The organism is Streptomyces sp. DG2A-72 (assembly GCF_030499575.1).
GTDB lineage: Bacteria > Actinomycetota > Actinomycetes > Streptomycetales > Streptomycetaceae > Streptomyces.
The window spans coordinates 5,896,236-5,908,567 of the sequence record NZ_JASTLC010000001.1 but is presented as its reverse complement, the minus strand read 5'-3'; the positions used below and the strand labels follow the sequence as shown (position 1 = coordinate 5,908,567).

Below are 12,332 nucleotides of genomic sequence, written 5' to 3'. Positions count from 1 at the left end.
GTATCAACATATCTGGCGTTGATTTTTGGCACGCTGTTGAGTTCTCAAGGAACGGACGCTTCCTTCGTACTCACCCGAGAGACACTCTCGCGGCTTTCCTCCGGGCGCTTCCCTTCGGTCTTGCGTTTCCGACTCTATCAGATCCTTTCTCGACCTGATCCCCAGTCAGCGGGGTTTGCCTTCCCGGCCGTTGGGCCGTTCCGACGAGTGAGACTTTAGCGGATTCCTGGCTCCCGAGCTAATCGGGGGCTGCGGTCTCTCGAACGCGGATTCCTCATTCCGTAAATACGCATACCAATGACGCGACGGCAGAATGATCACTGCTCGTCGAGTAGTGGTTGGTACTTACGGAATGGCTGTCCGGGGACCGACCGGAGTCGGCGCTCACGTCGGACAACTCGGAGAACAGTACGTACCGGGTCTGGGCGTGTCAACTTGGGTCCGCAGGGGGCTGTGGGGGCGTAGCCTGGCCTGCATGACGACGCGTACGTGTACCCAGCTGTGGTGGGCCGCCTGACGGCGGCCGTACTCACGTATGCAACCAACGGCCGCCGCTTCGGCGGCCGTTCTCGTATCTCCCTCCGGGAGGGTCGGCCGGCCGGGTGCGGCGGTCTCGACCAGGAGGTGGAGAGATGACGCGGGTCTTCAGCGGGGTCAAGCCGACCGGGCATCTGACGCTGGGGAACTATCTGGGGGCCATACGGCGGTGGGCCGCGGTCGATCAGCATCAGGCGGACGCGCTGTTCTGCATCGTCGACCTGCACGCGCTGACCGTGGACCACGATCCGGCGCGGGTGCGGCGGCTCAGTCGGCAGGCGGCGACGCTGTTGCTCGCTGCGGGGCTGGATCCAGCGCTGTGCACCGTGTTCGTGCAGAACCATGTGGATGAGCATGCGCGGCTGTCGTATGTGCTGGAGTGCGTGGCCACCGACGGTGAGATGCGGCGGATGATCCAGTACAAGGAGAAGGCGGCGCGTGAGCGCGAGCGGGGCGGGAGTGTGCGGCTGTCGTTGCTGACGTATCCCGTGCTGATGGCGGCGGACATCCTGGCGTATGGGACCGATGAGGTGCCTGTGGGGGATGACCAGGTTCAGCATGTGGAGCTGGCGCGGGATCTGGCCGTGCGGTTCAACCAGCGGTACGGGCATACGTTCGTGGTGCCGCGGGCGACGTATCCGAAGGTGGGGGCGCGGGTGATGAACCTGCAGGAGCCGACGTCGAAGATGGGGAAGAGCGAGGACGTCGGGCCGGGGATCGTCTATCTGCTGGATGAGCCTGACGTGGTGCGGAAGAAGGTCATGCGGGCCGTGACCGACAGCGGGCAGGAGGTCGTGTACGACCGGGAGGGGCGGCCCGGGGTCGCGAATCTGCTGGAGATCCTTGCGGCCTGTACGGGTGGGAACCCGGAGGGCTTGAGCGGTGTATATGAGTCGTATGGCGCGTTGAAGAAGGACACCGCTGACGCCGTGGTGGAGTTCCTCAGGCCCGTACAGGAGAGGCACAAGGAGTTGTGCACGGATCCTGGTTATGTGGAGGGGGTGTTGCGGGATGGGGCTGAGAAGGCACGGGGGATGGCGCGGCCGACTGTGGATGCCGCCTATCGCGCGATCGGGCTGTTGCCGCCTGCCTGAGATAGCCAGGCGGCTCTCGTCCTAGGTCCCGTCCTTATGTCCCGGCTGTCTCCCTTCGCCTTGCCACTCCGGCCAGGGCGAGTGCGAGGGGGCCCGGGGTCAGGAGGGCGAGCGGCAGCATCATCCAGGCGCAGAGAGCAGCCGTGGCCACCGCGAGCAGGACCAGGGCGCTGCCCGCGGGGTCACGTGCTGTGTCGGTTGCGGCTGCGCGGAGTGCCGCTCGCCAGTCGGTGAGGGACTCGGGACGGGCGCAGGCCCGCAGGGCGACTGTGAGGGCCACTGCTGTGAGTGCTGTGGCCGCTGTCGCGAACAGCCGTGCTCCTGGCAGGCCCGCGCTTGCCAGGGCCAGGTCCGCAATCACCAGGAGGGTGGCGGCCAGGGCGAGTGCACCCGCGGCCAGGTCGCCGGGGCGCAGGCGTTGGCGGAGCAGGGCGAAGTAGCGGCCGGCGGTGGAGGGTTCGTGGTTGGCCGCGCCCCTGAGTACCGCGCAGGCGGTGGAGAGGGCGGCCGGTGCGGTGATCAGAGGGAGGCAGGTGAGGGTGGTGGCGAGGCCGATGCTCAGGACGTCGGCGAAGAGGGTGGCGCGCGGGCCGAAGAGTTCGCCGGGCTCGCGGTGGGGTGTCGTGCTCATCCCTTGACCCCCGAGGAGGCCATGCCTTCGACGAGGAAGCGTTGGAAGGCGAGGAAGAACAGGACGATCGGGAGGAGGGCGATCACTGACATCGCGAACATGGGGCCGAAGGAGGACTGGCTGGAGGCGTCGACGAACTGGCGGAGGGCGAGGGTGAGCGTGAACTTCTCGGGGGTGAAGAGGTAGATGAGCTGGGTGAAGAAGTCGTTCCAGGTCCAGATGAAGGTGAAGATGGCGGTGGTGATCAGGGCGGGGCGGGTCAGGGGGAGGATGACCGAGAAGAAGGTGCGGAAGGGGCCGCAGCCGTCGATCGTGGCCGCCTCCTCCAGTTCCCGTGGCAGACCGCGCATGAACTGGACGATGAGGAAGACGAAGAAGGCCTCTGTGGCCAGGAACTTCGGCAGGATCAGCGGCCAGTATGTGTTCACCATGCCGAGCTGGTTGAAGACGATGTACTGCGGGATCAGTACGGCGTGGTGCGGCAGCATGATCGTGGCGATCATGAAGGCGAACAGGGGCCCTCGCATACGGAACTTCAACCGGGCGAAGGCGTATGCGGCGAGCGAGCAGCTGATGACGTTGCCGAGGACCGCGCCGCCTGCGATAAGCAGGGAGTTGATCAGCAGACGGCCGATGGAGACGTCGTTCACGCCGTCCAGCGCGGTGCTGTAGTTGGACCACTCGAGGTGGGACGGCAGCAGCTTGAGGCTGGCGATGACCTCGTCGGCGGGCTTGAGCGAGGTCGCGAGCAGCCAGGCCAGAGGGTAGAGCATCACCAGCAGGGCGGCGAGGCAGCCGATGTGCAGGGCGATGCGGTTCAGCGGCAGGCGTCGCCGTGAGTCCGGGCGGGGATCGGTTTTGCGGGGGGCGTCGGTGGCGAGGGTCATCGGGCCCCTCCCTCGGTCTCGTTGGCGTAGAAGACCCAGCTGCGTGAGGTCTTGAAGAGGACGGCGGTGATCAGGCCGATGGCGGCGAGCAGGACCCAGGCCATGGCGGAGGCGTAGCCCATGTGGGAGGCGACGAAGCCGCGGTCGTAGAGGTAGAGCGTGTAGAAGAGCGTCGAGTCGGCGGGGCCGCCCTTGCCTGCGCTGATGGCGAAGGCGGGGGTGAAGACCTGGAAGGCCTGGATGGTCTGGAGCACCAGGTTGAAGAAGAGCACCGGGGACAGCATGGGGATGGTGATCGAGGTGAAGCGGCGCCAGGTGCCGGCACCGTCGACGGCGGCTGCCTCGTACAGCTCGGCGGGGATCTGCTGGAGCCCGGCCAGGAAGATGACCATGGGGGCGCCGAACTGCCAGATGGTGAGGAGGGCGACGGCCAGGAGGGCCCAGTCCGGGCGGTTGACCCAGCCGCCGGTGCCGAGGAGGCGGTCGACGGTGCCGCCGTCGTTGAACAGGGCCCGCCAGACGAGGGCGATGGACATGGAGGCGCCGAGGAGGGAGGGGGCGTAGAAGGCGGAGCGGTAGAAGGCCTTGCCGCGGCGCATCGATTTCAGGGCCAGGGCCACTGCCAGGGCGAGCGCGAGCTGGAGGGGGACGGCTATGACGACGTAGGTGAGGGTGGCGAGGACGGAGCGCCAGTAGCGGGGGTCCTCGGTGAACATCTGCGTGTAGTTGCGCAGGCCGATCCAGTGGGGGGCGGTGAACATGTCGTAGTCGGTGAACGACAGGTACAGCGACACGGCCATCGGGAGCAGGGTGAGCACGCTCGCGCCGAGCACCCATGGGGAGAGGAAGACCCAGGCGGCTCCTTCGCGGCGGCGTCGGGAGCGGCGCGGGGCGGGGGCCTTGTCGGTCTGGGCGGTGCGGGCGACAGGGGTTTCGGTGGTGGTCATTGCCTCAGCTCCGCCTTCGCCTCGGTGAGGTAGTTCTCGGCCGCCTCGCGGGGCGACAGTTTGCCGAAGGACACCTGGTCGTAGTCGCGCATGAAGGTGGTTTGCAGGCCGCTGTCGCCGGAGGGCGGTGCCTGGGGTGGCGGTTTGAGTTCGCCTTCGACGGACTGCTGGTAGTCGGCGATCTGCTTGTCGATGCCGGTGAGTTCGGGGACGACGGTGTCGCGGGCGGTGTCGTTGACCGGGATGCTGCGGGTGGCGCCGAGGATGCGGGCCGCGTCGAGGTTGTTGACCATGAAGTCGATGAACTCGGCGGCTTCCTTGGGGTGGCTGGTGGAGTCGGCCACGGCCATGAACATGGAGGGCTTGAAGTACTGACCGACGCCGGCGGGGCCGGCAGGAAGGGGGCCGAGGGCGAGCTTGTCGCCGAGGATCGGGACGAGGCCGGCGGTGGGGGCGTCCCAGTTGAAGTCGCCGGAGGCGGTGCCGCGGCCGAGGGGGGTGTTCTCGACGGTGCCGTCGACCTGGGTGGTGTCCTCCGCCGAGGAGACGGCACCCTCGCGGCGCAGTCCGTTGGTGAAGGTCCAGAAGCGGGTGAGGTCGTCGGCGGTGAAGCCGGGGTCGCCGTCCTTGGTGTAGAGGGACTTGCCCTGGCCGCGCAGCCACACCTCGAAGGCGTCCTCGCTCTGGCCGGGGTCGACGGAGCCGGGCTTGCCGGTGCGCTCGGAGACGGTGCGTACGGCGTTGGCCCAGTCGTCCCAGGTCCAGCCGTTGGCCGGGAGGTCGACGCCTGCCTTCTTCCACTGCTGGGCGTCGTAGGCGAAGGTCTCGGTGCCGCGGCCCTGTGGGATGGCGTACTGGGTGTCGTCGACCTTGCCGGTGGCGAGGAGGCCGGGGTCGATGTCGCTGGTGTTCAGGGCGGTGGACTGGGTGGCGAGGTCGAGGAGGATGCCGCCCTTGGCGTACTGGTCGATCTGGCGGTAGTCGAGCTGCATGACGTCGGGGGCGTCGCCACCGGCGGCCTGGGTGGCGAGTTTCTGTTTGTAGGCCTCGTAGCCCGCGAAGGAGGTCTGGATGTCGATGCGGGGGTGTTGTTTTTCGAAGAGGGCAATGGCCTTCTCGGTGCGTTCGGCCCGGTCGGGGTTGCCCCACCAGGTGTAGCGCAGCACGGTCTTGTCGCCGGTTGCCTGGTCCGACCCTCCGCTGCAGCCGGTGCCGAGTGCACTGAGTGCGAGCGTGAGGGCCAGAGCCCAGGACCTCGTTGTCCTGTTGCCGGGCATGGGGTGTCGCGTCTCCTCTCGGAGGTGGGGGGATGTGGAGCGCGGAGCCTGTGGGGATGGGGCGGCTCCGCGTCCCGGAGGGGCTCGGGCTGTCAGCCGCTGGGGAGTTGGTATTCGTCGCGGCGGCCGCACATGCCGTAGCCGCCGAGGCGGAGGGGGTCGGTGCTCAAGGCGGTGGCGGTGGCGAGGTAGTCGCCTGCGGTGCCGGTGGCGAGGGCGTCGAGTTGGGTGCCGGTTTGTTGGGCGGCGGCGAGGGCGCCGCGTTCCCAGATGCCGCGCCAGGCGGCGGCTTTGGGGGCGACCAGGCGGGCGGCGGCTTCCTGGAAGGCGCGGTACGGGGCGGGGTCGCCGGCGCGGAGGGACTCGCGCAGGGTGAGGTAGCCCTCGACGGCGAGGTCGCGGCGTTTGCGGGCGGCGGCCTCGATGTCGGGGCTGTCGAGGGGCGGGAGGGTGGCCGCGGCTGCGTAGCGGTCGGGGTCGTCCAGGTAGTCGGAAGGGAAGGTGAAGACGGCGTCGCCGGCTTCGGGCAGGCCGCTGTTCTGCATCAGGACGGTGATGCGGAGGTCCTCGCCCTGCACCATGCGGTGGACGGTGCCGGGGGTGAACCAGGCGACCGTGCCTGCCTGGAGCGGGAGTTCCCGGTAGCCGTCGGGGCTGAGGGTCTGCACGCTGCCGGTGCCGCCGGTGACGACGTAGGCCTCGGTGCAGACCAGGTGGAGGTGAGGGCTGCCGCCGCAGACGCCGTCGGCGGCCTGCCAGTCGTACGGAGAGAGATGGGAGAGGGCGATGCCGCCGGGGAGTGGGGGTGTGTTGGGGAGTGTCACCAGTTCAGCTCCTTCAGTCGGGCCGCCACGCGCGCGGTGTCCCAGGCGCCGTCGGCGACGAGGATCCGGTAGCGGTACGAGAAGGACTCCCCCGGCGGGAGCGCGAACTCCTCGTGGAACGCCCAGGAGAAGGCGACGGTGGGGATGGGTTCGGAGCGGACGAACCAGTGGGAGGGGTGGATGGAGTTGTCGTTCTCGGGGGCGTGGGCGAAGACGAGGGTGGAGTGGCCGTCGGTGTCGTCGTGTTCGGCGGTGAAGGCGAGCCAGGGGGAATGGGTGCCCATGAGGTCGTCGGAGGCGTCGCGGTCGTCCGGGCCGTCGGGGCCGAAGGCGCGGCCGCCGGTGAAGTCGCGGGGGCCGCGCCAGTGGAGACCGGTGTAGCCGGCGTGCTCGCGGCCGGCGGTGGTCGGGGAGCCGAAGGTGAGGGGCTCGCCGTCCGCGCGGGTGTTGGTCAGGTGGATGGACCAGTCCAGGGCCCAGGATCCGGAGTCCTCGTCTACGTCGTGGAGGGTGACCGTGCGGGTTTCGCGGGCCCATTCGGCGCCCTGGTTCTCGATCCAGGTCAGGCGCTCGGTGAGGGCGAGGCGGTCGGCGGAGACGTCGAGGGTGTCGAAGCCGTCGTGGCGCATGGAGCCGATGCGGTCGCGGAGGGGGAGATAGCCCTCGCCGTGGATGTAGGAGTGGCCGCCCCAGAAGTTCTGGCCGGAGAGGTGGCTGGCGGTCATCTGTACGCCCTTGTGCCAGCGGTGGTCGCTGGGGCGGTAGCCGGAGACCGGGTGGCCGGCGAGGGTGCGCAGGGGGTGGATGTACGGCTTGCGGGACTCGTACGGATCGGGGTCGGGCTTGTAGACGTACTCCATCAACTGGACATCGCCGGATGCGACCGTGATGCGTTCGCCGTGGACGTGAGTCACCTGGATCTGCGGCTCGGCGGTGTGGGGGGCGGTCACTTGGGGCTCCATTCCGGGTGGTTGCCGTGCATCGCGGAGTAGTACGGGTCGCCGGGCGCGATCTCGCCGGCCCGGACCGTCGCGCCGGTGAAGGCCGACTTGTAGAGGGCGGCGGCGAATTCGAGGGTGCGGCGGGCTTCGGGGCCGCTGCCTGGGGGGCGTACGCCTTTGTCGTGGGCGTCGAGTAGGGCGCCGAGCTGGGCCTTGTGGGAGCTGGGAGTGTCAGTGGTGGGTGGTGGAATGGGAGTGGCGCCGGGAGAGGGGGTGTAGGTCCAGTCGGTGTTGGAGTGGCCGTAGAGGTGGGTGAGTTCGACGGTGGCGCGGTCGCAGTCGATGCGGATGCGGCTGACCTCGTCGGGTGACAGGACACTGTTGACGACGGTGGCGAGGGCGCCGTTCGCGAACCGGACGAGGGCGGTGGAGACGTCCTCGCTCTCGGTGGCGTGGACGAGGCGGGCGGCCATCGCGCGGATCTCGGTCCAGTCGCCGAGGAGGTGCAGGAGGAGGTCGTACTGGTGGATGCCGTGGCCCATGGTGGGGCCGCCGCCCTCGGAGGCCCAGCGGCCGCGCCACGGTACGGCGTAGTAGGCGGCGTCGCGGTGCCAGGTGGTCTGGCAGTGGGCTACGCGCGGGGTGCCGAGGGTGCCGTTCTGGATGAGGTCGCGGGCGTGGACGGCGCCGGAGCCGTAGCGGTGCTGGAAGACGACGGAGGCGTAGGCGCCGGTGGCTTCCTCGGCGGCGGCGAGCTCGTCGTACTCGGCCAGGGAGAGGGTGAGTGGTTTCTCGCACAGGGCCCAGGCGCCGGACTTGAGGGCGGCGAGGGTCTGTTGCTGGTGAAGGGCGGGTGGGGTGCCGATGAGGACGAGGTCGGGATGCTCGGTGTCCAGCATGGTGGGCAGGTCGTGGTATCCGGTGACCCGCTCACCGGCCAGTTTCTGGAATTCCGTGAGGCGGGTGGCGTCTACGTCGACTGCGGCTACGAGTTCGATGCGGTCGGCGTGGGCGCGGAGGGCGGGAAGGTGGCTGCCGGTGACGATGGCGCCGGTGCCGACGACGGCTGCCCGGAGGGGGGAGGTGGAGCTGGATGGCATAGAGGGCACCTCAGGAAGGCCGGAGGGAAAGCGCTTTCCGCTGCTGCGTCCGACGTTAAGCACGCACCTGAGGATGGGACAAGACGCGCGTCGCGATCAGTGATCAACAACTTCCAACACGGGGAGGGGGATTTCCGCCTGCTGGAAGGTGGTGAGGCGATGGAGTGCTGGGGGCGGCTCGGCTCAGCCGTTGTTGCCGGAGGCCAGTTCGCGGCTGCGGTCGCGGGCGGCTTCGAGGGCGGCGATGAGGGCGGCTCGTACGCCGTGGTTCTCGAGTTCGCGGATGGCGCTGATGGTGGTGCCGGCCGGGGAGGTGACGTTCTCGCGGAGCTTGACCGGGTGTTCGCCGCTGTCGCGGAGCATCGTCGCGGCGCCGATCGCGGACTGGACGATCAGGTCGTGGGCCTTGTCGCGGGGCAGGCCGAGGAGGATGCCGGCGTCCGTCATCGCTTCGACGAGGTAGAAGAAGTACGCCGGTCCCGAGCCGGAGAGGGCCGTGCAGGCGTCCTGCTGGGTCTCCGGGACGCGGAGGGTCTTGCCGACGGCGCCGAAGATCTCCTCGGCATGGGCGAGGTCGGCTTCGCTGGCGTGCGTGCCGGCGGAGATGACCGACATGGCCTCGTCGACCAGGGCCGGGGTGTTCGTCATGACGCGGACGACCGGGGTGCCGTTGGCGAGGCGGGCCTCGAAGAAGGAGGTGGGGATGCCGGCGGCTCCGCTGATGACCAGGCGGTCGGTGGGGACGTGGGGGGCGAGTTCGTCGAGGAGGGTGCCCATGTCCTGCGGTTTGACCGTGAGGATGAGGGTGTCGGCGGTCTTGGCGGCTTCCGGGTTGGTGACCGGGGTGACGCCGTAGCGGGTGCGGAGTTCTTCGGCTCGTTCCTGGCGGCGGGCGGTGACGAGGAGGTCGGCCGGGGTCCAGCCGGCTCGGATCATTCCGCTGAGCAGGGCTTCGCCGATTTTGCCGGTGCCGAGGACTGCGACTTTCTGGGTCATGGCTGAGGTGCCCTCCGAGGGTTGTCGTCCAGGGTCATCCTCGCATTTGGGGTGGGGGTGGGGGGTGGGTGTCCGGTGGGCGGGATGTTGGGGGGCGGGTGGGCTGGGTTGGGCGGGTTGGTCTGTGGAGGGCGGTGTGGTGCGGGGGTGTCAGGTTGTTCGGCGGCGGAGGGTTGCTGCGCCGAGGGTGAGGACCACGAGGGCACAGCCGGCGACGATGAGGATGTCTCGGATGAAGTTGGCTGTCATGTCGGTGTGTTTGAGGACTTCGTTCATGCCGTCGACGGCGTAGGACATGGGGAGGACGTTGGAGATCGCCTCAAGGGCGGGGTGCATGTTGTCGCGGGGGGTGAAGAGGCCGCAGAGGAGGAGTTGGGGGAAGATCACTGCCGGCATGAACTGGACCGCCTGGAATTCGGAGGCCGCGAAGGCCGAGACGAAGAGGCCGAGGGCCGTGCCCAGGAGGGCGTCCAGGAGGGCCACCAGGAGGAGGAGCCACGGGGAGCCGGTGACGTCCAGGCCCAGGAACCAGACCGCCAGACCCGTCGCCAGCGCCGACTGGACGATCGCCAGCGTGCCGAAGGCCAGGGCGTAGCCCGCGATCAGGTCGCCTTTGCCCAGGGGCATGGCGAGGAGGCGTTCCAGCGTGCCCGACGTGCGTTCGCGGAGCGTGGCGATCGACGTGACCAGGAACATCGTGATGAGGGGGAAGATCCCCAGAAGCGACGCTCCGATGCTGTCGAAGGTGCGCGCACTGCCGTCGAACACGTAGCGCAGCAGGAACAGCATCACGCACGGGACCAGGATCATCAGCGCGATCGTGCGCGGGTCGTGTCGGAGCTGGCTGAGGACTCGCGCCGCCGTGGCGGTGGTGCGGGAGACGTTCAGGGCGCTGGTGGGGGCGGGCCTCACCGTCGTACGCATCGTGGTCGTACTCATCGCGTCGTCTCCTTCGTACCGGCGGTCGTCTCCTTCGTACCGGCGGCCGCGACTGCCTCGTCCACCAGGTGCAGGAAGGCCGCCTCCACCGTCTCGGATCCGGTACGGGTGCGGAGGGCGTCCGGGGTGTCGTCGGCGAGGATCTCGCCCTCGCGCATGAGCAGCAGGCGGTGGCAGCGTTCGGCCTCGTCCATGACGTGGGAGGAGATGAGGAGGGTTGCGCCGCGTGTGGCCGCGATGTCGTGGAAGAGGTTCCACAGGTCTCGGCGGAGCACCGGGTCCAGGCCCACTGTCGGTTCGTCCAGGACCAGGAGTTCGGGGGTGCCGAGGAGGGCCACGGCCAGGGAGACCCTGCTGCGCTGGCCGCCGGAGAGGTTGCCTGCCAGGGCGTCGGCGTGGTCGGTCAGGTCGACGTCGGAGATGACTCGGGTGACGTCCTCGTGCCGGTGCTCTGCGGCTGCGCGGCCCGGGTTCAGGATCGCCGCGAAGTAGGCCAGGTTCTGGTGGACGGTGAGGTCGTCGTAGACCGACGGGGCCTGGGTGACGTAGCCGATGCGGGTGCGGAGGGTGGGGTGGCCGGCCGGGCGGCCCAGGACTTCCAGGGTGCCCGTGACCTTGGCCTGGGTGCCGACGATCGCCCGCATGAGCGTCGACTTGCCGCATCCGGAGGGGCCGAGGAGGCCGGTGATCTGGCCGGGCGGGACCGTGAAGTCGAGGCCGCGCAGGACCGTTCGGGGGCCGCGGACGACGGTGAGGCCGACGGCTTGGATCGCGGTCGTCTTCGGTGTCGGGGCGGGTGGGTCCGGCTTGTAATTCATCATACGATGAATAATGCTCCGGTTGGGGGTGGGCGTCAAGGTGGGGGTGTGGGGAGGAGGGGTGGGGTGGGGGTCGCGTCAGGGTGGAGCCATGTCGAGGCGGTTGTGTGTCGGGGGGCGCGCATCACGGAGGGCGCATCACTGGGGGCGCATCACCCGGGGGCGTGGGCGGGCGTCGCGGCGGGAGCGGGGTGAGTGCGGGAGAACATGTGGGCGCCGGGGTGGGCGCGGCTCCTGCGGCGGGGGGGGCGTGCATTTCCCTCGCGGGCGCCTTCCGGGCGACGGCCGTGCCGTGCGTCTCCGGTGGTCTGGCGCGAGGCGCACCTGGTGTGCCCTGCGAGTGCGGCTGATTTGTTCTGTTTCCCCGCGGGTTCCTCGTTTTCCCCGCGGGTTCCTCGTTGCGCTGCCGCTATGCGTGGGCGTGGGCGTGGGCGGAGACGGTTGTGCGGACGTGCGAGCGCGTGGGGATCGTCCCTGTGTCGGAGCCGCTGGTTGGGCTGTGGGGAAGTCGGGGCGCGTGTGTGCGGCGGCGGCATGGGGGGCGCCCCCCATGCGGGGTCAGGAGTGCGTGGCGACGAGGAGGTCCACGTCGTAGGTCTCCTCGACGGTTCCGTGGGGGAAGAGGGCCAGGAGGCGCTTCTTCTCCTCGGCCAGGAAGGCGGTGCGGGTCTCGTCGCTCTGGACCAGGAAGATCGAGTGGCTGCCGATGTTGGCCAGGTGGGTGTCGATCGGGATGCGGCGGCTCCAGCGGACCACGCGGCGGGTGAAGTCGAGGCGGCCGGAAGGGTCGGCGGCGCGGGTGCTGGCACCGTTCGTATCGACGACCGGGTCGGTACCGAAGGCGTGTCCGATGCGGCGCGCCTGGGCGGCGATCCAGGGGACGTCCAGGGCGTAGGTGTTCCACCACAGGGCGAGTGCGCCGCCGGGGCGCAGGACACGGAGCGCCTCCGGGACCGAGTGCTGCAGGTCGGTCCAGTGCCATGCCTGGGCATAGGTGAGGAAGTCGACGGAGGCGGTGGCCAGGGGGAGGGCGTTGCCGGTGCCTCGGACGAGGGGGATTCCTGGGTTGGTGCGGTGGAACTGGGCCGCCATGCCGTCGCCCGGTTCGACGGCGATCACGTCCGCGCCGCGGGCGTGCAGGAGGGTGGTCGCTATGCCGGTGCCGGCGCCGATGTCTGCGACGCGGGCGCCGGTGAACGGGCGGGCGGCGAGATCCTCGATCGCGTCGAAGAGGGCGGGCGGGTAGGAGGGGCGGTTGGCGGCGTACTGGGCTGCGGCTGCGTTGAAGGAGAGGGCTCGGGTGAGGTGGGAGGAAGCCGTCATAGGGACATGGTGGACGGG

General features: G+C 69.3%; 12 protein-coding genes. 1 reads left to right on the top strand and 11 read right to left on the bottom strand.

From position 1 onward, the window contains the following. Positions 1-632 precede the first annotated feature (632 nt). On the top strand, positions 633-1,631 hold the full coding sequence (trpS, locus tag QQY66_RS28190) for a tryptophan--tRNA ligase (RefSeq protein ID WP_301983074.1): 999 nt from the start codon (positions 633-635) through the stop codon (positions 1,629-1,631). A 34-nt stretch (positions 1,632-1,665) separates the two neighbouring features. Here trpS and QQY66_RS28185 read toward each other — a convergent pair whose 3' ends face one another. The 11 genes from QQY66_RS28185 to QQY66_RS28135 all read right to left on the bottom strand — a co-directional run bounded on the left by QQY66_RS28185 (position 1,666) and on the right by QQY66_RS28135 (position 12,314). Then, the gene (locus tag QQY66_RS28185) at positions 1,666-2,262 is read right to left on the bottom strand and encodes a hypothetical protein (protein ID WP_301983073.1); all 597 of its coding nucleotides are present in this window, start codon (positions 2,260-2,262) and stop codon (positions 1,666-1,668) included. Next, the gene (locus QQY66_RS28180; RefSeq protein ID WP_301987522.1) at positions 2,259-3,035 is read right to left on the bottom strand and encodes a carbohydrate ABC transporter permease; all 777 of its coding nucleotides are present in this window, start codon (positions 3,033-3,035) and stop codon (positions 2,259-2,261) included. The genes QQY66_RS28185 and QQY66_RS28180 overlap by 4 nt, the downstream gene beginning before the upstream one ends. Before the next feature lie 110 nt (positions 3,036-3,145). Then, a complete protein-coding gene (locus tag QQY66_RS28175; RefSeq protein ID WP_301983072.1) occupies positions 3,146-4,096 on the bottom strand; it encodes a carbohydrate ABC transporter permease in 951 nt (316 codons plus the stop codon). Continuing rightward, positions 4,093-5,373, bottom strand: coding sequence for an ABC transporter substrate-binding protein (locus tag QQY66_RS28170; protein WP_301983071.1), 1,281 nt, complete (start codon positions 5,371-5,373; stop codon positions 4,093-4,095). Before QQY66_RS28170 ends, QQY66_RS28175 begins: the two co-directional genes overlap by 4 nt. Positions 5,374-5,465: 92 nt before the next feature. Beyond that, complete coding sequence (locus QQY66_RS28165; RefSeq protein WP_210578037.1) at positions 5,466-6,200, bottom strand: cupin; 735 nt, start codon at positions 6,198-6,200, stop codon at positions 5,466-5,468. After that, the gene (locus QQY66_RS28160; protein ID WP_301983070.1) at positions 6,194-7,147 is read right to left on the bottom strand and encodes a PmoA family protein; all 954 of its coding nucleotides are present in this window, start codon (positions 7,145-7,147) and stop codon (positions 6,194-6,196) included. The genes QQY66_RS28165 and QQY66_RS28160 overlap by 7 nt, the downstream gene beginning before the upstream one ends. Further along, entirely contained in the window at positions 7,144-8,238 is a 1,095-nt protein-coding gene (locus tag QQY66_RS28155) for a Gfo/Idh/MocA family protein (RefSeq protein ID WP_301983069.1), read from the bottom strand. Before QQY66_RS28155 ends, QQY66_RS28160 begins: the two co-directional genes overlap by 4 nt. A 183-nt stretch (positions 8,239-8,421) precedes the next feature. Then, entirely contained in the window at positions 8,422-9,234 is an 813-nt protein-coding gene (proC, locus tag QQY66_RS28150) for a pyrroline-5-carboxylate reductase (protein WP_301983068.1), read from the bottom strand. Between the two features lie 150 nt (positions 9,235-9,384). After that, positions 9,385-10,173, bottom strand: coding sequence for an ABC transporter permease (locus QQY66_RS28145; RefSeq protein WP_301983067.1), 789 nt, complete (start codon positions 10,171-10,173; stop codon positions 9,385-9,387). Then, positions 10,170-10,994 (bottom strand): ABC transporter ATP-binding protein, encoded by an 825-nt coding sequence (locus QQY66_RS28140; protein WP_301983066.1) that lies wholly within the window; start codon positions 10,992-10,994, stop codon positions 10,170-10,172. The genes QQY66_RS28145 and QQY66_RS28140 overlap by 4 nt, the downstream gene beginning before the upstream one ends. A gap of 555 nt (positions 10,995-11,549) precedes the next feature. Continuing rightward, positions 11,550-12,314: a class I SAM-dependent methyltransferase gene (locus tag QQY66_RS28135; RefSeq protein WP_301983065.1), complete on the bottom strand. Its 765-nt coding sequence runs from the start codon at positions 12,312-12,314 to the stop codon at positions 11,550-11,552. Positions 12,315-12,332: the final 18 nt, after the last annotated feature.